The organism is Bacteroides ovatus (genome assembly GCF_001314995.1).
Taxonomy (GTDB): domain Bacteria; phylum Bacteroidota; class Bacteroidia; order Bacteroidales; family Bacteroidaceae; genus Bacteroides; species Bacteroides ovatus.
This window is the reverse complement of record NZ_CP012938.1, coordinates 4,306,809-4,333,113: the sequence shown is the minus strand read 5'-3', so window position 1 is coordinate 4,333,113 and position 26,305 is coordinate 4,306,809. Positions and strand designations below refer to the sequence as shown.

The following is a 26,305-nucleotide window of genomic DNA, read 5'->3' as shown; positions in this document are numbered from 1 at the left end:
TTTACGTTATTCAGTCTAAGATGAATCCTGAAAGGGTACTATTACACCCTTTCAGGATAGTTTCAATAAAAATCCGATATCAATCTTCAGATCAATTTATTTTCTCAACCTTCAGAATAGCATTAGCATTACCATTCGTGACATCAATGGTAAATCGATAAACACCTCCTTCTTCAAATGCTTTATTATCCTGCATTTCCAAGTTTCCGGAGCCTGTAAGTTTAAGCTGTTCCACTAAAGTATTACTTGCATAATTACTGAATTCTCCTCCCCAATCATTTTGATAGAAGAACTTAAAACTAATCGCCTCCCAGTCACCACTAGTCTTCAGTGTTTCCCCGGCTTTCAAGGTTAGCTGATACTTTTTAGGAGCAACTTGTGCCAGACAGAGAGCCTTACCTGTCTCCCAGCCCACTTCGGAAGATGTAACAGAAGGTTTACCGATTCCTTTCCCGATAGCCCAAATTGCACCTGTTCCGTCATCTTGTAATTTGGCCGGTTTACCATCTTTCAAAGCTATTACAGAGAAATATTTCAAGATACCATTAGCTGTCACCCGATAATCTCCATTAATAGGAAGAAACTTCAATGTCCCATCACTTTGTTTCTCAAAGAAGTCAGGATCAATCCACCACTCATTCAAATTATCAATGCCAGTGACAGTTATCATTTGACCACGTGTAAACACCTGATCCGACTTATATATATCAGTATCTGTCACCTCCATCTTACTATTACCAAAGAAGATATCCGGTGCGGGTAAATCTACCTTCCCTACTTTCTCCACTGTCAACACAGCCTTGGTATTGCCTTTTGTTACATCAACTGTAAATCTGTAAATGCCTCCTCTTTCGAACTTCTGTCCTTCTTGCAGTCCCAGGTTACCGTCTGAAGAGATTTTAACCAATTCGCTCGTTGTAGAAATAGCATCTCCTTTAAACTCGCCATTGTCCCATTTATTGATATAGAAGAATTTAAAGTTGATATCATCCACTTTCATTGTTACTCCGGCTATGAATGTCAGTTGATACTTTTTCGCAGTAAGCTGCGGCATGCACAGACCGTTTTCCGGAGTCCATCCTACTTCAGAAAGTGCAACCGATGGCTTGCCGATTCCTGTTCCAATAGCCCAGATAGCACCTGTTCCATCTTCCTGCAACTTGGCAGCCTCACCATTCTTCAAAGCAATGACAGAGAAATATTTCAGTTTACCATTTGCCGTTATTTGGTAACTTCCATCAATCGGAAGGAATTTCAATGTTCCATCTTCCTGCTTCTCAAAATAATCCTGATCTATCCACCAATTATCATAATCAGGTACCCCTTCAAACGTTAGAATATCATTCTTCTTCAAAGCGAGTTTGATTGCATAAATATCATTCTCTACCAGCTCCATGTCTTCACCGTTCACCTTCAATTTAGCAAATGGCTCTGCTTCATAAGTCAACGTATTAAATTTAATAGCATAGCTCCCCGGTTCCGTATTAGAAAAAGAGATAGAGTTAGTTGAACCGGTTTCAATCGTCCCATTGTCCCAACCGAAAGTCAATTCGTTGCCATTCTCTCCCACTTTCGGAGTTTTGATATATGCCTTCATCTTTTGAGAAAAATCTCCTGTCACGCTATACTGGTACATGGATTGCCGTTCCATCCGGTACTCTTTTCCCTCTTCATCCACTAATGTCAGATAGGGAAAGTCCGGTCGTGCCAGAGCGAGCTCTTTCGTCATTTCTGTTGTAGTAAAGTGAATATTCTGAAGAATATATTTCAAGGTTGCCTTTCCATTAGGAATATTAGCATAATAAGGAATGAAGATTTTACCAGTATAATCGTTTCCGCTTGTCTTTGTACGGATGACCGTTTCGGACACTTGTTCTTCTCCATAAAAAAGCTGTGCTTTCAAGGTAGAAAGAGGTACATCCACGTCCGAAGCTTTAATCGTAAACGGAAGACTGTCACCAAAAAGAGCATCTGCATTCTCCGCTTTGATTTCCATACTCGGACTACCGGGCAAGAATTCGTCATCACTGCAGGAATTCATGGATAATATTCCTGCCATAGCTAATATGATATAAATATTTTTTTTCATTGTTTTGATCGTTTTAAGGTTCTTATTCCGACTTTGCCCAACGATAGGAAGTCACAGATTTGCCAGGAACATCATAAGCAAAATGGCGCTTGCCGTCACTAAAGGTTATTCTCTTGGTCTTTTCATTGTTATTCATCAGGACAAAAGCGTATGTTCCGTCCGGATTCTCGAAAGCAGAATACATGATATTGCTGTCGGCATAACCTGTGGCACCGATACGTAGGGCTCCTGGTTTCACTACACTTGAAAGATGAGCGATGATATAATAATGTGAGTTACGGATAATTGTCTTATAGTCGCTATTACTGATATCCACTGCTCCGTAGCAAGTCTGGCAACCGCCTTCACGGTTAGGAGCACGGTCATTATCAAGCATCAGGTTCCATACGATAACACCTTTACACCAGTTATTGATTGTACCCAATGCAACTTCCTTCATATCTTCCAGCAATCGTTTCGACAAGTCGCGTCCGCTGTTCCAGGTTCCGATAGAAGTCTCCGTGAAAAGAAGTTCTTTTTCAGGATAAGCTTTGTGCATATTCAAAAGTTCTTCGCGGTTGCCGCCATAGTTGTGATAAGCAGCTCCGGCCAGATATTGGGAAGCAGCCGGGTCTTCATACATCTTACCGGGGTAGTTCTTTTCTGTTTCAATATCGCTATAATCATAATTATGATCGTATGCATAAATCTTCGTAGCTAATCCGGCTGTTTTGAATTTAGGACCAAGTGCTGTTTTTACGAAGTCTCTCTGTTCTTCCCAACTCATATAAAGTGAAGCGGAATTACCACGATTCAACGGTTCGTTCTGTGGAGTTACGGCATAGATATCAATACCCTCAGCGTTGAAGGCTTGCACCCATTTTACAAAATAAGTGGCATAATCCTGATAATAGGCAGGATTGAGCTGACCGTTTGTCCATGACTCAAATGGAGTAAGGTCTGTGAGGCTTTTCACCTTCATCCATGTTGGACATGTCCAAGGTGCGGCAATAATTTTTATAGAAGGATTGATGTCCAGAATCTCTTTCAGAATAGGCAGAATATACTCTTTTTCTTCACTCTGTAGAGCAAAATTTTCAATACCTTTCTTATCACAACAAGTATATTCACTCAATGAGAAGTCCGAGCAACCAATAGAGATACGGATATAGCTAAATCCGAAGCCTTTGTCATCAGAGAACGTTTCCGTCAGGAAAGCATGGCGGTCTTCCGGTTTCATTTGCAGAAGATTAAAACAGGTAGCACCTGTGATAGCTACGCCAAAGCCGTCCATTGTCTGATATTGTTCAGTCGGGTTCAATGTAATGGAAGTAGGCGCCAAGTTATCTTTCAAACTGAAATTAACGGCATCACGAGTCAAATCGCGAGTCAGACTATTGGTGGTGGAATAAATAGTCACATCTCCGGTGGGAATGGGTGCCACAGGTTTTTCCGCATCGTCACTGTTGCTGCATGCAGCTAATATGGTGAAACATCCTAAAAAAGTCAATGCTATATTTCTCATGTCTATCATAATCTTAAGTTTTCTATGTTTTTTAGTTGAATTAATAACCCGGATTCTGATGAATCTTATCATTCGCGTCGATTACCGATTGTGGAATAGGCAAACGGTAGGAATTCTTATCATAAGTGTAAACTTGCGCTTTGCGTCCTGAATCTTTCGCATGCACAGCATTCATCACCTCTTCTACCTTGTCCAGACGGACTAAATCGAACCAGCGTTGTCCCTCAAAAGCCAGTTCCAACCGGCGTTCTTTAAGCAAAGCATTCAGCAATGCATCTTTATTTGAACGGGTAGAAGAAGAAAGTGCTCCCAATTTGGCACGATCGCGAACTTCATCTATAATATCGGCTGCTCCTTCCAAATCAGGTGTATCCTGCATGATCAGGGCTTCTGCTTTCAGCAACAGTACATCGGCATAGCGATATTTAATGATGCTGCTATTCGCCGAACGGCATTTATACATGAACGGATAATTATCAGACGGATAATAGTTGCTCCAACCACAATCATAATAAACAACAGATTCTTTGAAACGAACTTCATCCCCTTCCTGTTTGAAAGTACTAATCAAGTCACGTGATGGAGTCACCCATTTCGCCCATGTGAAATTGTTATTCCAATTTACCAAATCACGACCGAACATCCATGTGCACCAGTTACCTGCTCCGGGAGTAAATTGTGCTTCAAGAATCGATTCTTTCGTATTACGCATCTTCGCATCTGTTCCCGCAGCATTCATCCCAAACAAATCACTGAAATCATCCACCAGATCAAAACCGTCAGCTTTCACCTCATCACAATATTGGATAACTTTCGTATAATCACGTAAAGGTTTCTCGGCGTAAATCTTAGCCAATAAGGTACGGGCTACAGATTTGGTAAACAAAGTTTTATTCCCCGGTGTGTTATCCGGAGCATACTGCACAGCGTCCAATAAATCTCTTTCAATCTGCTGATAAGCTTCAAGTTCCGTATTCTGTTCTGGGAAATATTGCGGATATACATCCTCAATATTATCAGAGGTAATATCTTCTGCTACGGTGGTAATCACTGGAAAATCCCCCCACAGACGTACCATGTCGAACATTATCATGGCACGGAATATCTTTGCTTCTGCCTTGTATTGAGCACGTTCGGCAGTAGTCAACGAATTATCTGTCACTGCGTCAATATTACAAATCAAGATATTAGCGCGGGCAACGTCTTCCATATACCGGTTCCAGTCCCGTTCCAATACAGAGTTTGAACCTTCAATAGAGTTATTCTCAAACGGAACAACTTCTGCTCCTGTAGTTCCTGCATAGGCATTGTCGGCATGTGATTCTGCAATAAGAAGTAAATCCACATACCAGTGTTCCTGACGGTCACGCATTTGATTATAAAGCGTTGTCAAATGGCTTTCAACTGCCGCTTTATCCTTGAATACAATTTTCGTACCATCACTTGTCACTCCTTCCGTCACATCCGAATAGGTGTCTAATGGCTCATAATTCAGCGAACAGGAAGAAAGCCCCAATAGCAAACCAGAGGTTAATCCATAAAATATAGTTCTTAGTTTCATAATCTTTCCTTTCATTAGAATTCAACATTAATACCAAACACGTATGATCTGCAATGGGGGTAAGTACCCCAATCGATACCTTGTACCGTACCGCTGTTTCCCCATTGGTTTACTTCCGGGTCCATTCCCGAATAGCTGGTCCATGTCAGCAGGTTAGTAGCCGTGAAGTAAGGTTGTAGGCGGGTAATTCCCCATTTCTTCAACAGTTTACCTTTAAAGTTGTATGACAAGGAAACATCCTTTAATCTTAGATAACTACCATCTTCTACAAAATAGGTAGAATTGAGTAATTTGAAATTAGCCTTAGGCATGTCTGTAATTTGACCCGGAATCTTCCATCGGTTCAAGACACGGGTTGACTGATTTTTGCCATCATACATTCCTTCCGTTTCAATACGCGAAGCGTTATAAATATCGTTACCATAAGAACCTTGGATAAAGATACTTAAATTAAAGCCTTTCCATGAAAACGTATTAGTCATACCATAAGTGAAGTCTGGATTCGGATCACCGATATAAGTACGGTCAGAAGATGATATTTTGCCATCATTATTCAAATCACGATACATCAATTCACCAGTTTCAGGGTCTACCCCATCACTTATATAACCGTAGAAACCTCCTAAAGCACGTCCCGGTTCATTACGTACCACATAATCATTCACCACATCTGCTGTTTTAGCATCGTAATAAACTTTCTGTAATTCCAGTTTTGTCAATTTATTCCGGTTAAAAGAAATATTGAAGTCTGTATCCCATGTAAATGCTCCTCCACGAAGATTCTTCGAACTAATAGAAAGCTCAAAACCCTTATTTACCATTTCACCCTCGTTACGGGCAATAGACGTAGCTGCCGCGGCACCAGCAGGTAATGATACATTCATCAACATGTTTTTGGTCTTCTTATAATAATAGTCTGCATTAAACGTCAACCGTCCATTCAATATGGTCAGATCCAGACCTATATTGGTCTGTGTCGTGGTTTCCCATGTCAAATCAGATGTACGTAAATTTGCCTGACTAATGGTAGGAACAGCATTTGCGTAATCAGTCGAATCACCTTCACCGCCTTTCTTGAACCATTCGATACGACCAATATTGTAACGCTGCAAATATGCATAGTCACCAATACCCGACTGGTTACCTGTTTGTCCCCAGCCACCGCGCAACTTTAAATCGTCAATCCATGTCAGGTTCTCCATGAACTTCTCCGAAGAAATACGCCAGGCAGCAGAAAATGAGGGAAATACGCCCCAACGATGATCGGGATGTAATTTAGAAGAGCCATCGGCACGAAGATTAGCTGTTAGCAGATATTTACTATCGAAGTTATAAGCTACACGTCCGAAAAATGACATAATCCCCCATTGAGACGCACCCGTACCTGTATTATCCCAGGATATTTTATTGGCAGCATTCAATGTCTGAATCAGGTCGCTACGATAGTGAGAGCCATTGATCCAACTATTTGAATAGTCTGAATCCGTCCATGACGAACCAGCCATTACTTCCAAGCCATGTTTCTTGAAATTTTTATTATAAGTCAGCACATTATCAAATGTCAAAACTGTGTTCATATTCCGATTATCCGAGCCCTCACCATACTGATTGCGTCCCCAGGCAGTAGAAATCGGATCAAGAAAAGTGGTATTAACGGCATTGCGACGGTCAAGAGTAAGAGTAGACTTGAACTTCAGCTCCGGGAATGGAGTCAACAATATATTACCCGATGCCAGTAAGCGGTTTTCCTTATCCTTGTTATTTTTCGCACGTGCCATATTTTCCAATGGATTTGTAATATTACCGACTCCATAGAAATTATTGTAATACTGATTTGGGTTCAAAGCATCCCATACCGGTGCATAAGTTGGTGTATTGATAACAGCCAGAATAACACCACCACGATTCGCACCTGTTCCCATTGCTCCACCTCCATTACTTGTATAGTCTGAGTAAGAGATATTGGCACTAATCGTTAACCATTTACGGACCTGATTTTCAAGGTTTACACGGAAGTTGTAACGCTTGTAATAAGAGATGTCCAACACTCCCTGTTCTTTCAGATAGCCTGCAGAAAGATAGTATTTCATCTTCTCGTTACCATTGGATACAGCTACCTGATAATTCTGAGTCTTTCCGGTCGTATACGTTTCGTCAAACCAGTCGGTGCGGTCAGGCAATCCATCCGGCAAAGATACCAGTCCGATTTCATCCTGCAGTTCTTTATATTGTGCCGAATTCAAGGACTCCACTTTATCAGCCACTTTGTTCAATCCGAATTGGGCTGTCAGAGAAACTTTTGCATTTCCGGAAGCACCGGCTTTCGTAGTAATAAGAATGACTCCGTTGGCAGCACGCGAACCGTAAATAGATGCTGAAGAAGCATCTTTCAAAATCTGCATACTTTCAATATCGTTCGGAGAAAGGAATTTGATATTGTCTACAGGCACTCCGTCCACCACATACAGCGGATCATTACTACCATTCATAGAGGTAGTACCACGTACGCGGATAGACATTTCACCTCCCGGCGTACCGTTAGGCTGAATCACCGAAACACCGGCTGCCTTACCTTGAATGGCCTGTCCTGCCGACACAATAGGTCGCATATCCAAATCTTTGGTAGATACGGAAGAGATAGCGGTAGTCACATCTTTCCGCTTCACCGAACCATAACCGATCACCACTACTTCATCGAGCACTTCATTATCTTCTTGAAGTGTGATCTTCATCTGGCGGGCTGCCTTTATCTCCTGTGATTTGTAGCCCACGTAAGAGAATATCAAAATGGCATTTTGTTTAACGTTTAATGTGAAGTTACCATCCAAATCGGTAATTGCCCCGTTAGATGTACCTTTTTCTTGTACACTAACACCAATTAGTGGTTCTTTTTGAGCATCCAGGACCTGACCGGACGCGGTAAATTGCTGTGCAGATGCACTCAAAGATAAAAACATTGCCAAGATAGCAAAGAAAATCTTGCGACTCCCCGAAAGGATTTTTCGCTTGTTCTTTTTCATGCGTACTAAAATTTTAAAGTTAATAATAGATGCTCGTCCGTAATAGCTGTTCTCATTACCTTCGAAGCACAGATCAAAAGTATAAAGAAATTAAAGTGAGCTAACAGGGAGGGGTCAATAAGTGGATGACACAAAACATCATCAAAATGATTATCAACCATTTACACACATATAACATATCCAAAAAAGTGGTTAGTTTACAGTCTTAATCAGCGAATTTTTCGTACTAAAATCTCAAAATCGTCTCTCGATCCACGGGCCTTATTCCTTACTTTCGCCCGGTAATTATAGATTGTATTCACTGAATAACGAAGAAATTCCGCAATTTGCGAACTGTCTTCAATACCCAGACGTATTAAAGCGAAGATTCGTAGTTCAGTGTTCAATAACTCATCTTTTTTCGGCAGGATATGTTCATTGTCCTGCAATAAATCATTGAATTTCCCCACAAAATTAGGGAAGAGATGCAAAAAAGCTGTATCAAAGTTAGCATATAATTCTTCCAGTTCTTCATCAAGAGCATCCTGCGAACGCGTTATCTTTAATAATTCCGCAATCTGTCCGGCAGATACTTTCTTATTCACCATCCTCCGGTAAGCGTCCAAACGGTTGATATAAGTAGAACACAGCTTGATGAAACGGGCAATATACTCTTCCTTGATCTGATTGGACTCCGAAAGTTCAATATTGGTGGAAGACAGGCAACTATTCATTTGCCTCAACTCCTCATTCAATCCGTTTAACTGTCCATTGGCTACCTGAAGATGATTTCTTGCATCCGCCAGCTTTTTCATCTGACGGTAGATATATCCTAAGGCTACAATCAACAACACCAACAGTGCAGTGATAAGCAGCAGGTTCTGTTGAAGACGGTCGTTCTGCTTTTCAATCATTGCCTGATAGGTTTTATCAATCAATGAAAGCACGTCAGCACTCTGCCAGCTACGCAAACGGGCATTATAGAACTTTGTCGCATTCCAGGAAAAGCGCATATATTGGTACGCACGTTCCATATCACCATCTTCATAAAGTAGTTGGGCAAGCATCCACAACGAAGCATGATCTTTAATAGCAGAACGGATATCCGATATAGCAGAAAGACATAGATTTCGTTTCTCTCCCAGACTATCATTACTGTATTTGTAAATCAAAGAGCGATGGTAAGTGACCAATGCATACTGTGGAGTATTTACTTCTATTTCTGCCAGCCGGAGATCATTCACTTTTAAGGCTTCCTCATACTGGTGTTGATCGCGAAGTGATGCTTCACGCATCATCAGGTACTCTTCCGATTCTGGGGGCAATATAGCATATAAAGAATCTCTATATGCCTGCGAGATACTCCAGTAACGTCCCGAAAGGGTTTTATCCTGGGTATAAACGCTCAATTCACCATACACATGGTCAAAGCAAGTATAATAATCAGCAATTAAACGGGAGACAACTTTCTGTCGGTCTACTGATTCTAAAACATCAATAGACTCCGTGTACATTCCCGTTGAAGATAATAATAATGAAAGCTGCAACTGACTTTCTATCTTCCGGTCTGTATCATGCAAGCGCTCTGCAATCCGGATATTTTCATTCAAATAGTGGATTGCAGAGTCGCAGATAAAGGCTTTATATTCTTTGTATATCTGACTGTTCAGATTGTAATGCTCCGCAGAACTTGCTTCTATCTCGTGTGTCAACTCTTTAAGGTGTCTGATACGTGATTCACGTTGAGCTACATAAGTCTCATGTTCCTGAATTGTCAAATCAAGCACATTCAACAGTGAGTCCAGAGTCTTATCAGCCCAGGTATATAGTGGAAAAGAGAGAAGCAAAAGAAATATCAGGTACTTTTTTTTCATCGGAGTATTAAACTTTAATAGAAGATTACAAGACTAATAAAGACAAATGTAGAGAAAATCTTCGTATTTTAAAGAATAAAACGGCTAGAAATTAAAAGTAAATCTATTATACTATTCCACTAATTACTGCCAATAACAGCTAGTCACACTTTGCTTATCCCTATAAAACAGTTTTGCTTTTACAACCGCAGACTGACAGGCTACAGGAGTCTCCCATAATTCCGAATCAACCGTCGGTTCAGTCCCATCCGTCGTATAGCGTATCTGTGCTCCTTCGATAGAAGTATTCGCGTACAGAAGTCCATCCTGAATGGAGAGTCCGGGATGAGGCAAACGGAAGTTTATCCCCATCCGGCTCCAGCAAGGCATTTCCTTTACACTGATTTTTTCATAGAACAGTGCCAGATCGCGGTCAAAGGCTTGCTGCTCCATTGCACCGGAAAGGGTTTCCCATTCCGGATGCGCATTCCAGCCACGTTCTACCAATCCCATCACTTTAGGGAATGTATAATATTCTACCCATTGAAATCCTCGAATTGTTTCGGCAAACAATTGTGCCTGTACCCCTTTTATTTGTTTCCTGCCGGATGCGGTCAATGTCGTTTTTCCTTTTCCCACGGAACTGATTTCCACCGGATTGCCTGCCATATCCGTACGTGAGGAACGATAGACATCGAACGGAAGCATGGAGAATGCTTTGGATTCATCCACATATCCTCCCCAGAAATGTCCCGGTTCATCGGGATGAGCATCATAAGCCAAATCCAGATAGAAATTATTCACATTGCAGAGAATGACCGGATAACCGTTATTGGCTATCTGATAAGGAATCTCATCCTCTTTCCATTCCGGAACAGTCTTCCATGAATTGATACCGGCTGCCCGTTGGGATAAATAAGCATGAGTGTCTTTCTGATGCCCCAAAGCTACTTCCTGCCAGCCATTAAAAGACAAATGATGCTGTTGCAGGCAATCAACTACCCGGGTAATGAAATATTCGGCCAGGTCATGCGCCTTTTCCATGCCTTGCTCTTCCATTAACGCCCTGCATAAAGGAGATCCCATCCATGCACCCTTAGCCACTTCATCACCTCCCAAATGAATGGTAGTCAACGGTGCACCGGCTTCCTTATACATAGCCACTATTTCCTGAATCACCTTTTCCATAAAACGATAAGTGGAGGGCAAGGCTACATTCATAACGTTATCCGTATAGGCTTGTGCCGAAACATATCGGGAAGTATCCTGCAAGTCACTCAAAAGATATTCTTTCGCTTTCTCCGGATCGGTATCGATGTATTTCTTATAACGTACATTCATTGCCACAATCGCCGCACGTGCATGACCGGGGGATTCTATTTCCGGGATTACCTGCACATGTCTTTCCGCCGCATATCGTAATAAATCAATAAATTCCTCCCGGGTATAATAACCATTTCCTGATGTTGCGGCATACGGATCATATCCACCATCATAAGCCGGATACAGCCAGTCTTTTTCATCGGTTGTATGTCCCCGCCGCGATCCGATTGCAGTCAACTCCTCCAATCCCGGAATTTCCAACCGCCAGCCTTCATCATCTGAGAAATGGAACTGGAGCACATTCAGTTTGTAAGAAGAGAGCATATCAATCAGCTTCTTTAAGTTATCCACCGTTGTATAATTTCGGGCAATATCGAGCATCTGTCCCCGATATAATAAGTCCGGATAATCCTGTATAGACATTGCTTCCAACCGGAACGGGCTTTCCTGCCCTTTCAGCAATCCTAACAAAGTCTGTGTACCATTAAAAACTCCATGTGGAGTAGCGGCACTAATCCTGATCTGCTGACCGTCAATGCACAGTTCATAATATTCCTCATTGACTGCCTTTTTCCTGTCAGAGAGATAATCCATGACAATGGTAACCGGTGCTTCCGACACAACTTCCAATCCATACCATGCGGTGAGCTTCTCTTTCAACAGTTTTCCTTCATTGGCAAAATCTTCATGGAAAGTCAAAGATAGTTGTTTCTCCAACACCGTTTCTCCTCCGGTAGCAAGCACCTTCTTTACGGAAGGTATGATATCCGTCGTCCGGAACTCCGGAGTTTCCACATTCAGTAAACGAAGGTTGGTTTCGTACGTCTTCCGTGCGGCCGTCTTTTGCCATTCCGTAACAGGCAATGGAATGGTATGCAACGTCACAGGCAGCGGCTTACCTTTCAACGCCCCCGACTGACTGACCCAATAACTCCCTTCGGGTGCATGTGAATTCTTCGGCACTTCTCCGTCACACTGGAATATCACTTTCAATGAATCTCCCGGAGCCAGTGAAATAAATCCTTCTCCCGGATATATTTTAAAAAGGGTCGCATTTACTTCCTCTACCCTAACCGGTGACGAAGCATCCTGCCGGATCGAACGGGGAAACTGCGAATAATAAATCTCCCAATCCTTTCCTATAGGAGCATCCGAAACATTCTTCAATACAAAAGAATTCTCATAATATTTACCATTCCCATCGTAGCTTCCCATTTCCCAGGTTAAAGCAACCGGAGCTCTCGATTCATTTGCTGACTTACAACTGCCTGCAAGGAGCAGGATGAGCAACCATCCCGCTGCCCATAAAGAAAACTTTATATCGTTCATAAATTTAGTCTTAGTGATTAGTCATGCCATCCTTTACTTCTCAAATAATCGAGCATAAAAGCCGGACTATCTGTTTGGAGGATTCTTGCTCCCAACTTGTTTATCAGATACCCATAGCTTGCATCCGGGTCTTTCCTGGCAGCCTCATCATCATGCCCTCCTGCCAGAGAAGCCCACAAAGTGTTATACCAGATCAGGCTTTTCCCTGCCAGCCTGCGTTCCATCCGGGCAGGTACCGGACTTGATACATTCCGGTAACACAACTCAAAAGCAACCGGATGCAACTGTTCCATATAGTCCTCGACTACCTTCATCGATTTCTCCTCATCAATCGTTACGACGGGCATATAGATTACCTTATCCAGATAAGAGCCGAACTCCCGCTTCACGGTCTCCACCGGTTGAGCACCTTTCATTATCACTAAATCGGCAGTATCGGTTTTCTTCAATATAACATACACATCATCAAAAATACTGTAAGCCTTATCCAGGTTAACCATTATCTGGCCTTTGGCAGCCAGCAAAGCTTCTTCCAAAGTAGGAACCGTATGTTCCGTCAGACGGCCGTCTTTATCTTTCAACCGAAGTTGCTTTATTTCAGCCAATGTCTTATCTTTCACTTTTCCTGTACCATTGGTGGTGCGATCTACCGTATCATCATGCATCAGCACCAGCTGACCGTCTTTCGTCTTACGGATATCAATCTCTACAATGTCCACTTTCATCCGAATAGCACTATCAATAGCCGCCAGGGAGTTTTCGGGGGCAATACTCCAATTTCCACGGTGCGCCACCACCAATACTTTATCCAGGTGCGGATTCAATACATCCTTGCGGATGGCCTCCGCCCGTTGTGCAGCCAGGAAACCTGGCTGCAAACAGAAAAGTAACAAAAGCACTATAAACTTGCTTTTCTTCATATCTATCATTATTTAATCTTTCTACTCAATTTTGTTCAACGACCTATTACTTTATTGCTACAACCCGGCATCATAAGCACCAGCCTGCATCTTGTTGACATTACGGGCAACTCCTCGTTGGTCTACTCCAAAGCCGTTCTCGCCCACCCAATTGATAAATTGCTGTCCCACAGTTGCATCGAAAGATTTCACCGCATCAATCACAGCCTGCTTCGTCGCAAATTCATCAATAGTACCGGTTACCGTCCATTGGTAAACACCATCGGTCAAAGTTGCAGCGGGAAGAGTTTGGGATGAATAGTCTGTGTCTGTAGCAACAGCTCCCCAACCTGCATCCGCCGCCTGATAGACATTGTATCCTCCGGAAGTGATATTACCTGCATAAATCGTCCTGTTTCCGGCTCCTTTGGCAAATAAAGAGTTGACCACCAGGGAAGCATTCTTCCCTGCACGGAAGACACCGTTCGGATTACCTGAATTTCCAACAATGGTAGTATTGGCAAGCATAAAATAGGCATCTCCATTGACTGTGATACTATTTCCTCCGGTAGCGGTGGTACCAAGTACGGTTACATTATTCATACAGACATATCCATTTCCGGCATGAATGGCAGTTCCCCAAGCGGTCGGTGCATAATTCTCATGTAACAAGCAATTATTCATAAACAGGAAGCTGTTTGCTGCGGTGGTAGTGATGGCTCCTCCCCGCCCTGTCGCCTTGTTATTCACCATCTCTACATCATTTAGCAGGACTCTTCCCTTTGATACTTTAACGGCTGCTCCACCATCTGTTCCACCATCGCTTCCGCGATTGAAGTTCTTGATGACACAATTATTCAGTTGCAGGGTTGCATCACCTCCACCTGCCGCAACAAATACGGCACGGACACTTCCTGCATCGCTCAATCCATATTGTCCGTTGAAAGTACAACCGTCGAAAATAATATTTGTCTGATTACCCAGCACTAATAAAGAGTTGGATGTTGCTGACGCTCCACTGCCGCTATTTCTGACAAAAGCAGTCGTATATTTACGAACGTCACGCTTAGTCAAGTCCGTTCCCGTACTTGAAGGATCATATCCGCCTTCAATCGTTATTTCCACTTGCTTGCTATAACCGCTATATTCTATCTTCACGCCGGAATTTTCTTTCGCCATCTCATAAGAGCCTGCAGCTACATAAATCTTCTTGCCATCCAGTTTGACTGCATTAGCGTTGGAAATGTCGCTGTTACCATTCGTCTGTAATAAGTTGCGCAGCGCATCCACTCCCATTGCATTATCCCAATCCATACCGGTTGCGTTTCCGGCAGGCTGTTCTTTTACGTAGTAAGCCGCAAGCTGCAATTCTTCCGCATCTCCTCCCGGCAAAGTACCGCTATCCCACGGAGAAACAATGGGTTCACTAATGGTTATAATCGAACCTTCCACTTTCAGCGTGAATTCATAACACTTTGCGGGCTTCAATTCCGGGATACCGGGTAATACCAAATCTTCTCCCAAATAATTCAAGGAGACAAACGTATCGGTTGTCCCGGCTTTTCCGGGGGCTACGATGGCAGTATAAGTGCAACCGTTCTGTCCTGCCTTACCACCTTCGGGAACTGTAATGAACGGCGATATCAAAGAAGTACCCGATACCACTTCGCCATTCGTATATCCCTGATAAGAACCGATCTTTACCCCCTGCACCTTACCTTGTCCGCCTACATCTGCAAGCGTCATGATTACTTTTGCCATTTTCCGGTTCATGCCCAAACGAAGAATACGGGAACCATCGTCTGTTGCATTCTCCACAGTACACGTCATATAATCTGCTTTAGCCAGATTTTCGAGACGTTGCTGATTCGTGGGAAGCGTAAAATTAGTCGTACTGGCTCCACTTACCACTGGATAGAAAGCCGAATAAGTCACCGGCTCTGCACCCCATCTCAAATAATAGTTATCGGTCGGCACCCATTTTCCTCCGGCAAGTACATAATTCAGATACCCATCCTCACAACTTAACTGAATTTCATCACCCTCATTAAATTGTTTCTGCTGATCTCCCGCCGCACCGGGATTACTGCGGGTAAAGGCAGTATTAATAGCGGCTTCAATCTGAATAGCACCGGAATCTTCACCGTATACAGCTATATTTTTATCCGTATCACAAGCCGCCATACTCATTAGTAGATACGCAGCCAATATCAGTTTTGTAATCTTCATAGTTTATCTCCTCCTTCTTTAATTCCGGTCGATAAGTTGCCCGGTTGCCCAATTTCTGGCCACCTTAGCAGCCAGTCGGACTGTTGTGTTTACATTGAGAGTTAAGGTATGTTCCACGCCCTTCTCCAGTTCAATGGCCTCTTTTGCAGTCCAGATATACAGTTTCCCGTCATAGCTGAAATTGACAGAGAAACCCTCTGCTATTTTTTGCGGAGGCAGGATACATTCGCAGGATTCCGTCCCTTTATAGGGAGCCACAGTTGCCACTACCGCATCCGCAGCAGGAACAACTACCGGAGCCGCTGCCGACAAATCACAAGTGGCATTGACAACAGCCCCATTGATGGCCATATCTCCTAACTTACTCATGGAAGCATCCGTCGTACCATTGACCGTGATTTTTATAATCAGCTTGCTCATGGCATGATTCAAAGAGATTTTCAGTTTCCCATCCGCCGTCAAATCCTGCTCCGGGTCAACTGTTGCTTTCATCAACAGGAAATCGGAGGATTTCACATTTTCTTCGGTAGACTGGTTGGTTAACGCATTGACCGTCAACGAAGCATCCGGAGTAGCTTCACTCATAAATGGCGCATACGCTATCATCGTCACAGGTGTTCTTTCTGCATCCCAAAGCATCTGTTGACCGTCGGATGTACTCCAGGAACTGCCGGAACCAATCATTTGTTTATGATAGTTATAAGCAGCATTTTCGCTGTTACGGATCATTAATCCGAAACGTTCCAGATTCATGGCGTCATACCCTGCACGTGACAGAGGTTCATTCACTTCGGTAATGACGCGGATGACATGATCTTCGGGGAAACTGCCCATTGATAGTAACTCATCCTCGTTGTTTGAGCATCCGGCTAGTCCGATACCCAAAGCTATCATATAAAATATCTTCTTCATGTTACAGTCGTTTTAGAATTTAATTTGTCAGAACCGCATCATAAGCACCGGCTTGCATCTTGTTCGCATTACGAGTCACTTCGCGTTGGTCTATACCGAAAGCATCTTCACCGACCCATTCCACAAACACTTCTCCCAAATTAGCAATAGGCGAAGCCACCGGATTAAAACTTTTCGCAACTTCTATCACCGCCTGTTTGGTAGCATATCCTTTTACCGAACCAATCTGATTAAGATCCCACACATACACTCCCTTTTCATCCAGCGTACCATTCACCGGATTGGGATAAGCCGTATCGGACGCACTCATCGTTATTCCCGTCACGCGCTGATACACATTATATCCCTTCGAAAAGGCTTCAAAATTGCTGCCGTTCAGATTAAAGCTCGGAGCCGAAGGATTTTCAGAGAGCAATAGGTTATTAATAAACTTCGTATCACCGCCGACACCTGTCTCACAACGTACTGCTCCATGACTATCGCTCGTATTTCCAATGATTGTATTATTGGTCAGCAGGATACTTCCTCCTCCGTTCAAAGCGGCACCTGTCCCCATATTATCTATCAACGTGGTATTGTTAATACAGATATGTCCTTCCGACATCTGAATACCATTTCCCCACGAACCGTTATGAGAATTACCTTTCAGCAGACAACCATTCATAAACACCACCGCTGTCTTGCTATTACAACGAACAGCTCCTCCACGACCGACAGCCGTGTTATCCAGCAAGTTCACATTATTCAGCCGTACCTGTCCCGACAAGACAAAGACTGCCGGACCACCCTGCTTGGCAGAAGTCGTTACTCCTGATGTACAATCTCTAATCACGCAGTCGGTCAACTCGATGGAAGTATCACCGGCACCGCCGCTCACATAAATTCCACTACCACATTCGGTTGTACTGGCATCCGCTTCAGAAACATATCCATATTGGAAAGTAACTCCCTCAATGGTAATATGCCCTTTCTTCACCAATAACAAACCACAATCACCGGCATCCGCCTGTTTATTTCCGTTCACATCGCCGCTGATAACAGTCACATATGTATCTATATCACGTGCCGAAACATCGGTCCCTTCGCTAAACTGACTATATCCGCCCTTAATCGCCTTTACATTCTTACGAACGATTACACCAAGTCCACTTTCTTCGGACATGACATATTTCCCCTGACTCATGTAAATCGTACTCTTGGACAGATCGACAGAACCGCTCAACAGCTTACGGAAACCAGCCACATCCAACGCCTGTTCCCAGGAACTACCATCCATCTCACCTTCACCGAATTGAGTCACAAAGTAACTCTCCAGCCCTTTCTGCATAATCACTTCTTCGTCCAGATCATCGTCGTAGTCGGTCATCAGCGGCGGGTCTATCATCTCATAGTCTTCCTGGCATCCCTGTGCCAACAGGAGAATGAAAGCCAGCATACATAGCTTCGATATTATGAATAAACTATTTTTCATTTTCTTTCTTTTTTAACTTGTACATTAGATAAGAATAATCGCAAATTCACCGATTTCACCGGGCAATATCCGGATAACCGGGATTCTGTTTCAGGTATTCATTCTGTTCCAGTTGTGTCTGCGACAAGGGGAACAGCTCATAATGATTGTCCGCATCCCGTGGTTTGTCCCACCATGCTTCCTGATACCTGCCGAAACGAATCAAGTCTGTACGACGACGGCTTTCCGCCAGAAATTCCCGTCCCCACTCATCCAGCATTTCTTTCCGATCGAGTACCACGTTGCCTTCCGGCTGGTAAGCGATATTTGCTGTAAAGTTTTCGTAGTTACGCTTACGCACGCTGTTCAACAATTTACCAGCCTCACCCGCCTGTCCGAGACGGAGAAGAGCTTCAGCTTGAGAATAAATAATCTCTGCCAAACGAATCTCTGTATAGTCGGACTCAATATAATAACCTCCGGTAAACGGATAGAAAGGATACTTCACACAGTAAAGTCCGGAGTTGAAGTCACCATTACCCAATTTAGATTCCTTATAAGCCGGATTGGAGATATAGCCTGACTCTGCATTCCCTTCGAATCGTCCGACCTGGTCACGCAAATAAATCACATATTGATTGTCCGGATTCTTAGCATATCCTCCGCTGACAGCGGAGTTGGCAATCTTACCTTCGAGAAAGAACATACCTTCACGGGTATTGTTACCAGTGTTTACATATTGCTTATAACGTATGTCTCCCTGATACTTAGCAAACTTCCGGGTAACCATTCCCAATCCATAGTCGAACAGTTCTCGTGGCTGCTGATTGTCATAGCTCGGTGAAAGCGCGTATTTCGGATTCCGTTCGCCATTTCCCTCTATTTTCAGATAATACGCACTACCATAAGGCAAACCACGTCCGTAAACCGTTCTTCTGTCATTTTGCAGATGCCAGCTGGTCAGCCCGTAAGAACCGGGAAAACCGAAGATCACCTCATTGCACATTTCATTGTTCCAGTCGAAAGGTTCATACCAGTTATCCGCAATCGCATAATATCCGAACTCTCCTCCCGTGATACGTTTACACATATCGATACATTCCTGCCATTTCGCCTGACCGATCCATACCTCCGCATTCAGATAGAGACGCACCAATAAGGATGCCGCAGCAGCTTTCGTAAACTGTCCCTGTTGGCTACCGTTTCCGGATTGTCCACTCTTGGAGGGCAAAGCTGCCAGACAGTAGTCTTTCAATTCACTCTCGATGAAATCGAACATTACTTGCGGAGAGACTTGTTTCCGGTTTTCCGGCAATTCGTTCACAGCCTGGTCTGATGTAGTAGTCAGAATACAGTTGCGATGGGTATTCAACAGACGGAGATAGCCCCAGGCACGCATACAGCGCAACTGCGCTTTAAAACTTTCAAATTCACTGTCACTCAAACCAAAATTGGACGGATTCAATTGGTTCAAGTCATCCAATACCATATTGCATTGGCCGATACCTACATAAAAGTTTTCCCATTCGCTCAACCAGTCGCCTTGATTGATATCATCATATTGATGACGGTGATACATTTCCCACAAACCTCCATCGTACCACCAAGTGCCACGAGTGGGAGTAATCAACTGATCTGCCGGAAGTTCCTCGTTCTCATGGCGTATCCAGATACAGCAATACATGTGCTCAAAGGGACGGAAAACAGCGTTGATAACATCCTGTTTCGTGTTATAATAGTTTTTGGACATCACCTGGTCATACACCGTTTCCGACAGATCCGTACAAGACGGTAAGCCTAACACTGTGCCCGCCATCATACTCAATCCTATGATATATTTTGTTATTTTCATAATGGTTCTTTTTTTAAAAACTAACTTGTAAACCTAAAATAAACTGGAAGGCAGACGGATAATAGTTGTATCCTCCTCCGAAAGTACCCGGTGTCAGTCCATTCACTTCGTATGTAGAAGGATCTACACCTGTGAACTTCGTGAATGTATAAAGATTGTTGGCCGTACCGAACAAACGTATCTTCTCAATATACTTCTTATTCAGGTTCATGGTATATCCTAAAGTGATGTTGTCTATCTTCAGGTAATCACCCGATTCAATGAAATAGTCGGTAATCACATTCTTACCCGTCGTGATATGCGAATTCTTCGAATAGGCAGTCGTTAGCTGGTTGGTACTCATACTCTGCAAGCCGAAATAAAAGTCGTGCACATTGAATATATCAAACCCGGCAGCACCGCGGAGGGCAACAGTCAAGTCGAAGTTCTTGTAAGTGAAGTTATGCGTCATAGAACCGGTGAATTTCGGCAAACCGTTTCCGGTCACCGCCTTGTCTTCTTCCGTACCCTGCGCTACAGGAATCACATTTCCTTTCTTGTCATAAATCAGCCAGTCACCCTTTTTATCGACTCCTGCATAACGGTAGGTGAAGTAGTTACCGATACGTTCTCCCTCTTCAATCCGTTGCAAATATCCCGGATTGTTAGGATTCGCCATGTTACAGGTGGAGTAATATTTCTGCCCTTTGTATACATCATTAGAGAAGCTGACAAACTTATTGTTATTAGTGGCTCCCACTAAAGTAAAACTATAAGTGAAATCCTTTGTCCGGACAGCATTTACAGTTATATCAAGCTCGAAACCGGTATTGCGCAATGTACCCACATTGGCATAGATGGTAGAGAACAAATTGGGCGGAACCGATACGGAATAGCTACCGAGCAAATCGCTTTGTTTACGGTGGAAATAGTTAAATGAACCGGTCACTTTGTGTTTGAAGAGCGAGAAGTCCAAACCGATATTCTGATTGTGTCCCTTCTCCCAACGAAGTTCCGAATTGACATTCTTACTCGGTCCCCATACATGGAAGTTGTTGCCGCCATACTGATACCAGCCATAAGCTTTATAAGTAGCCAAAGACTGGTAATTACCTATTTCCTGATTACCTGTCACCCCATAGTCATAACGTATCTTCAAATCGTCAATCCATGAGAGTCCTTTCATAAACTTCTCATCCGAGATACGCCAGCCGACAGATACAGCCGGAAAATTACCCCATTTATGATTCTCACCGAAACGGGAGGAACCTTCGTGACGTAAAGAGAAAGTGAACAAATAGCGCTCTTTCCAATCATAATTGACACGTCCGAAGAAGCTGATTAATTTATGGTCATTTTTATAAGAACTCATCATGGTTTTTCCTTCTTTGGCTGCTTCCAGACCGGAACCCAGATTATTATACGTCAATCCGTCGGAAGAGAAGTCCCAGTTTTCGGCTCCCATACCCGAACTTACCCCATAATTATAGCTATACCCCACCATTGCACGGATTTGATGATCCTTGATGCGTGTAGAGAAGTTGGTCACCCATTCAAGATTGTTGTTGGTGTTTTTATCAAAGTCACGGCTCGCTTTTCCGGCAACCCCCGAATTGACATTAGGACCATAGGTAGACGGGATGAACCATCCATTGAACTTATCTACCTGATACTGTGAAACAGTAACCTGTGATTTCAAGACCATGTTCGGATTATTAGGATTGAACAACGGCAGCAAATTAACGGCAGCAGTAGCATTCCATTCCAGCAATTTAATCTCTGTGCCATTCTCTTCCTCATTCAATTGTTCGACAATATTCGAGCTGTCACCTCCGGACGGAAAACGATAGTATCCGTTAGCTGATTCAGGATCATAAACCGGCATTGTCGGATTATTCTTGATGACACTGCCATAGACACTGGCTGACTTGTTCCGGTCGATGACACGGGGAGTCATGTTAGCCGCAAAGGTAAACAGGCCGTCTTTCGTTGTGTGGCTGATGGTAGCACGCGCACCATATTCCCTACGGTCGGAACGCAAGTCAATTCCCTGCGCTTTACGATAATCGGCTGTTACACGATAATTGGTTCTCGCATTACCTCCGGAAAAGGTCAACGTGTGCATGTGTGTCACTCCCAAACGGGTAACGGCATCAAACCAGTCCGTACTTGCTCCCATATCGGAAAGTGGATTGGAAACCGTGCGGTAAGCACGATATTCTTCCGCATTCATAATGTCCAGCTCTTTCTTTGCTTTATTGAAGGTGACGGCAGCACTATAAGTAGTATGCACTTCCCCGTCACGGGTTCCTTTTTTCAGATTCACAAGGATTACACCATTGCTACCGCGTGTACCATAAATAGCGGAAGCGGCACCGTCTTTCAACACATCGATCGATTCAATATCGGCAGGATTGATATTTGTCATATCCCCTCCCGGCACTCCGTCTACAACAATCAACGGACCTAGCCCGGCATTACGCGAAGATATACCACGAATCTGGATACTTCCCGTACTGTTCGGATCGGCCAAAGCCGTATTGGAAACAGACACACTGGATACTTTTCCCTGCAACAGCATGGAAGCATCGAGACTGGAGATTTGATTCAGGTCTTTCGCACCGACATGCGAAATAGCCGAGGTCATTTCTTTCCGTTTCATCGTACCATAACCCACCACTACCACTTCATTCAAAGCAGTGGATTCTTCTTTCAACACGATTTTCAGTAATTGCCGGTCTTTGACAGCCACTTCTTGTGTTTCATAACCGATATAAGAGACTTTTAAATGTCCGTTCTGCGGGGTATTCACCTGGAATTTACCATCGATATTGGTAATGGTACCTTGTTTTGTCTCTATAACTACCACCGAAGCTCCGATGACAGGTTCACCCTTTTCATCGACCACCGTACCGGATATCTTGCGTTCCTGCTGCACTTCTAAAGAAGCTCCTCTTGCCTGGATGCCGGAAAACAGCATCAGCAATATACCTAACAGACAGGTACACGTTTTGAAATGAATATTTCTCATAAATAGATGATTTTTATATTAGATGATAAAGTTAACGAAGCCCTCTTGCCTGTAAGGCCGGAATCAACAAGTCCGGTAAATCGGTCTGTATCATACATACCATCGGATAGATTTGCAAGAGTTCATCCAGATAGCCCTCGTTCAGTGTCCATTCTGATACGTTACTGCCACTTGCCGGAAGCATATTTACCGTAGCCAACATTCCGTCATTGATTGAACTTCCCAAAGGAGTACTTTTCCCGTTTGTCAGGTAGCTGTATTGCACAAAGTAATTGCCCGGTAGCCCCATCATCGGTTTATGACTTCCTGTCCATGTATATACATGCGCTTTAGGAGTAATGCCCAATACTTCTTCCGCTTTCTGCGCACTGTTACAGTAGAAGAATACCGATTCCATCATATCCAGTTTCATTACAATATCCACCACTTGCTGCGAGGTCGCCGTGCGCGGAGAGTAGTCAAGATTGTAATAGATTCTACCTCGGCCTGCTTTCAGAAACTCTTCCAGAGTAGGCATTTTTTCATCAGTCACCCGGCCATTCCGGTCTTTCAGGTTGTACTTCTGTAATTCCGCATAGGTCATTTTCGTGATGTCGCCTGTGCCATTCGTAGTGGCATTGATGGTCTGGTCATGGCATACCACTACCACTCCGTCGCTTGTCACGTGAGTATCACACTCGATCACTTCAGCGCCCGAATCAATGGCATCTTCTACGGAAGAGACTGAATTTTCGGGAACAGTCCTGTCCGACGTGTGCGCACGGTGCGTCATGACCCACACTTTTTTGTTGTCCGGCTCTCTGAATTGCTTCATTGCCTCCGTCAACGCCAACAGATTATAGATGCGGATTCTCTTCTGCACCTCATACTGACCTGCCGTAACATGCAGTGTGTAGTCACCACTTTGGGTATAGGCATAAGTGATGGGATTAGCAGCCTTTCCCTCCTTGACCGTCCCGTCACCAAAATCGACAGTAATATCGGTATTTCCATCAATGTTGTTGAATTTGACCTCCACCACTTCTTTCAGCAGGGCACGGGTACTTACTTGCAGGTAAGGATTCTTTTTCACAGGATCATCGTCAGAGCAAGCGTTGCAAACTATTCCCAATAGAATAGCCCAACAGCATAACCAGCTTATCGGCTGGCGTTTTGTTCTTCTTCCTTTTTCCGGAACAAAAAAATGCAGTAATTCATTTTTCATTTGTATTTCTATAAAGGTTAATAAAAAAGGAACTCCCGAAGGCGGAACCTGTTCGTTCCGTTCGGTTATGACAAAAATAGAGGGAAATGCCCCGATAAAAAATAGCAAAGGGAATATAAGTGGAAATCTACAATTCTCTCAAAGAAATAACCACCTGATTATTAATATTTTATTTCTAAACAAGCTCACATTAAAAGGTAGATTGGGCACAGATTTTATTAACGGATTTTTGCCACCAAATCTTCAAAATCGTCTCGTGAAACACGTGCTTTTGTTTTTACTCTCGAACGATAATTATAGATTGTATTCACCGAATAATGCAGAAGTTCCGCAATCTGCGAACTGTCTTTTATTCCCAACCGTATCAAAGCAAAAATACGCAGTTCGGTATTCAGTAATTCATCCGGTTTCAAAACGATTTGTTCGTCAGGTAATAATAAGGCATTGAGAGATTCCACAAAATTAGGAAAGAGATGCAGGAAAGCGGAATCAAAGTTCGCATATAATTCTTGCACCTCAACGGTTACAATGTCATTGCTAAGGTGTGTCATTTTGAGCAATTCTGCCACTTGTCCGCGTTGCAGTTTCTTGTTTACCAGCTTTCTGTACGCTTGCAAACGGTCTACATATACAGAGCACAGTTTGAAGAAACGGGCAATATAGGCTTCTTTAATAAGATTGGACTCGGAAAGTTCCAGATTGGTGGAACGAAGATGACGGTTCACTTCTTCGAGTTCTTCATTTAACGAGAAGAGCCGTTCGTTTACTTCCTGCAATCCTTTTTTGGCGATGGAAAGGGCTTTCATCTGTCGGTAGATATAGATTAATGCAATCACCAACAGTAATGCCAACAAGGCTACGCACACAATATAGATCAGTAATTCCCGGTTTTGTTGCTTGATAATATCCTGATAATTCCCGTTTATCATAGAAAGCGGGGTGATATTCATCCAGCTCCGCAACCGCGTTTTATAGAATTGTGATATTTCCCATGAGAAATTGATATAGTCATAGGCACGTTTCAAATCTCCTTTACTATTCAGTTCCTGTGCCAATACCATCAAAGAAGATTGCTCCTTAATGGCGGAACGAACATCTGATATGGCTGAAAGTACCAGATAATACAAATGCTCGTCTTTCTTGCCCATGCTCTCAAAAAGACGGAAACGCTGATAGGCTACCAGTGCATATTGAGGTGTTCCGAAAGAAGATTCTGCGAGCCGGCGGTCACTGAATTCAAGAGCCTCATCGTATTTTCCGGCTTCTCTTAGTTGAGTCTCACGCAACCACAGGTATGTAGCCGAGGACGGATCTAAAGTGATCTGCATGGAATCACGGTATGCATGGCTCAATTTCACATAGCGGGAAGCAAACATCTTATATCGGGGTTGTGCCGCTCCTGCTTCGAAATATACATGCTCGTAACAAGTATAGTAATGTCCCAAAAGAGACGATGGCAATGTCTGACGATCAATCGAGTTAAGTATATCCGCTGCTTCCATATACATTCCGATGGAGGATAACAGATAGGATAGCTCCAATTGAATTTTAAGTTCCCGCTCTTTGTCATTCAACTGGCGTGCCAACAGCATATTTTCATTCAGATAGTGGAGTGCAGAATCGGAACTGTATGCTTTATATTCAAGATAAATATCGTTATTCAGATTATAGCGTTCGACAGAAAAGGGAGGTGTCTTTCGTGCTTCTTTTTTCAGTTCATGGAGTTTATTCTCTTTAATTTGCACATAAGTATCGGCTTCCTTAATCGTTTTATCAAGCACATTTAACAATGAGTCCAAGCTTTCACCAGCTAAAGCTGAATGGCAGGAAAAGAAGAGCAAAAAGCAGAGTAGACAGTTCTTTTTCATTGGGCGGATAGACTTTAGTGAGTATGAGATGATAGAGATTAACCGGACAAATGTATAGAAAATCTTCGTAACCTAACTATAAATGGCTCATAAATTAAAGGAACAAGTAATCTATTATAAAGAAAAAACAGGAGCCAAACAGAGTATATGTTACATTATCATTAATAAAAATGAGTCTTACTCTATCAGACAAATCCATTCCCGGATACATACCTGATGAAAA

General features: G+C 43.2%; 14 protein-coding genes. All 14 read right to left on the bottom strand.

Annotated features, from left to right (window positions below; all coding sequences use genetic code 11):
* Positions 1-91 precede the first annotated feature (91 nt).
* Complete coding sequence (locus Bovatus_RS16660) at positions 92-2,089, bottom strand: DUF5125 domain-containing protein (RefSeq protein ID WP_004322519.1); 1,998 nt, start codon at positions 2,087-2,089, stop codon at positions 92-94.
* A 22-nt stretch (positions 2,090-2,111) separates the two neighbouring features.
* Positions 2,112-3,602, bottom strand: coding sequence for a glycoside hydrolase family 30 protein (locus Bovatus_RS16655; RefSeq protein WP_044919071.1), 1,491 nt, complete (start codon positions 3,600-3,602; stop codon positions 2,112-2,114).
* A 31-nt stretch (positions 3,603-3,633) separates the two neighbouring features.
* Positions 3,634-5,169 (bottom strand): RagB/SusD family nutrient uptake outer membrane protein, encoded by a 1,536-nt coding sequence (locus tag Bovatus_RS16650; protein ID WP_004298108.1) that lies wholly within the window; start codon positions 5,167-5,169, stop codon positions 3,634-3,636.
* A complete protein-coding gene (locus Bovatus_RS16645) occupies positions 5,169-8,174 on the bottom strand; it encodes a SusC/RagA family TonB-linked outer membrane protein (RefSeq protein ID WP_004298107.1) in 3,006 nt (1,001 codons plus the stop codon). The genes Bovatus_RS16650 and Bovatus_RS16645 overlap by 1 nt, the downstream gene beginning before the upstream one ends.
* Before the next feature lie 209 nt (positions 8,175-8,383).
* Positions 8,384-10,027, bottom strand: a complete 1,644-nt coding sequence (locus tag Bovatus_RS16640) for a DUF6377 domain-containing protein (protein ID WP_004298106.1) — start codon at positions 10,025-10,027, stop codon at positions 8,384-8,386.
* A gap of 123 nt (positions 10,028-10,150) precedes the next feature.
* Positions 10,151-12,658: a family 20 glycosylhydrolase gene (locus tag Bovatus_RS16635; RefSeq protein WP_004298104.1), complete on the bottom strand. Its 2,508-nt coding sequence runs from the start codon at positions 12,656-12,658 to the stop codon at positions 10,151-10,153.
* A gap of 17 nt (positions 12,659-12,675) precedes the next feature.
* Positions 12,676-13,578 (bottom strand): glycerophosphodiester phosphodiesterase family protein, encoded by a 903-nt coding sequence (locus Bovatus_RS16630; RefSeq protein ID WP_004322521.1) that lies wholly within the window; start codon positions 13,576-13,578, stop codon positions 12,676-12,678.
* Between the two features lie 57 nt (positions 13,579-13,635).
* Positions 13,636-15,786 carry a fimbrillin family protein gene (locus Bovatus_RS16625; RefSeq protein ID WP_004298101.1) on the bottom strand — a complete coding sequence of 717 codons (2,151 nt, stop codon included), beginning with the start codon at positions 15,784-15,786 and terminating at the stop codon, positions 13,636-13,638.
* An 18-nt stretch (positions 15,787-15,804) separates the two neighbouring features.
* Positions 15,805-16,698: a fimbrillin family protein gene (locus tag Bovatus_RS16620; RefSeq protein WP_004298099.1), complete on the bottom strand. Its 894-nt coding sequence runs from the start codon at positions 16,696-16,698 to the stop codon at positions 15,805-15,807.
* Positions 16,699-16,717: 19 nt separating this feature from the next.
* Positions 16,718-18,169: a right-handed parallel beta-helix repeat-containing protein gene (locus Bovatus_RS16615; protein ID WP_004322524.1), complete on the bottom strand. Its 1,452-nt coding sequence runs from the start codon at positions 18,167-18,169 to the stop codon at positions 16,718-16,720.
* A 55-nt stretch (positions 18,170-18,224) separates the two neighbouring features.
* A complete protein-coding gene (locus tag Bovatus_RS16610; RefSeq protein ID WP_004298096.1) occupies positions 18,225-20,000 on the bottom strand; it encodes a RagB/SusD family nutrient uptake outer membrane protein in 1,776 nt (591 codons plus the stop codon).
* A 13-nt stretch (positions 20,001-20,013) separates the two neighbouring features.
* A complete protein-coding gene (locus tag Bovatus_RS16605) occupies positions 20,014-23,010 on the bottom strand; it encodes a SusC/RagA family TonB-linked outer membrane protein (RefSeq protein WP_004322525.1) in 2,997 nt (998 codons plus the stop codon).
* 31 nt (positions 23,011-23,041) lie between these two features.
* Positions 23,042-24,214 carry a glycerophosphodiester phosphodiesterase family protein gene (locus tag Bovatus_RS16600; RefSeq protein WP_004322526.1) on the bottom strand — a complete coding sequence of 391 codons (1,173 nt, stop codon included), beginning with the start codon at positions 24,212-24,214 and terminating at the stop codon, positions 23,042-23,044.
* 218 nt (positions 24,215-24,432) lie between these two features.
* Complete coding sequence (locus tag Bovatus_RS16595) at positions 24,433-26,082, bottom strand: DUF6377 domain-containing protein (protein WP_004322527.1); 1,650 nt, start codon at positions 26,080-26,082, stop codon at positions 24,433-24,435.
* Positions 26,083-26,305: the final 223 nt, after the last annotated feature.

What these genes read in the sequence shown, in the direction of transcription:
- Bovatus_RS16620 (WP_004298099.1), bottom strand. Translation starts at nt 16,698, where the DNA reads ATGAAGAAGATATTTTATATGATAGCTTTGGGTATCGGACTAGCCGGA.
- Bovatus_RS16615 (WP_004322524.1), bottom strand. Translation starts at nt 18,169, where the DNA reads ATGAAAAATAGTTTATTCATAATATCGAAGCTATGTATGCTGGCTTTC.
- Bovatus_RS16605 (WP_004322525.1), bottom strand. Translation starts at nt 23,010, where the DNA reads ATGAGAAATATTCATTTCAAAACGTGTACCTGTCTGTTAGGTATATTG.
- Bovatus_RS16660 (WP_004322519.1), bottom strand. Translation starts at nt 2,089, where the DNA reads ATGAAAAAAAATATTTATATCATATTAGCTATGGCAGGAATATTATCC.
- Bovatus_RS16610 (WP_004298096.1), bottom strand. Translation starts at nt 20,000, where the DNA reads ATGAAAATAACAAAATATATCATAGGATTGAGTATGATGGCGGGCACA.
- Bovatus_RS16655 (WP_044919071.1), bottom strand. Translation starts at nt 3,602, where the DNA reads ATGATAGACATGAGAAATATAGCATTGACTTTTTTAGGATGTTTCACC.
- Bovatus_RS16645 (WP_004298107.1), bottom strand. Translation starts at nt 8,174, where the DNA reads ATGAAAAAGAACAAGCGAAAAATCCTTTCGGGGAGTCGCAAGATTTTC.
- Bovatus_RS16650 (WP_004298108.1), bottom strand. Translation starts at nt 5,169, where the DNA reads ATGAAAGGAAAGATTATGAAACTAAGAACTATATTTTATGGATTAACC.
- Bovatus_RS16595 (WP_004322527.1), bottom strand. Translation starts at nt 26,082, where the DNA reads ATGAAAAAGAACTGTCTACTCTGCTTTTTGCTCTTCTTTTCCTGCCAT.
- Bovatus_RS16625 (WP_004298101.1), bottom strand. Translation starts at nt 15,786, where the DNA reads ATGAAGATTACAAAACTGATATTGGCTGCGTATCTACTAATGAGTATG.
- Bovatus_RS16600 (WP_004322526.1), bottom strand. Translation starts at nt 24,214, where the DNA reads ATGAAAAATGAATTACTGCATTTTTTTGTTCCGGAAAAAGGAAGAAGA.
- Bovatus_RS16640 (WP_004298106.1), bottom strand. Translation starts at nt 10,027, where the DNA reads ATGAAAAAAAAGTACCTGATATTTCTTTTGCTTCTCTCTTTTCCACTA.
- Bovatus_RS16635 (WP_004298104.1), bottom strand. Translation starts at nt 12,658, where the DNA reads ATGAACGATATAAAGTTTTCTTTATGGGCAGCGGGATGGTTGCTCATC.
- Bovatus_RS16630 (WP_004322521.1), bottom strand. Translation starts at nt 13,578, where the DNA reads ATGAAGAAAAGCAAGTTTATAGTGCTTTTGTTACTTTTCTGTTTGCAG.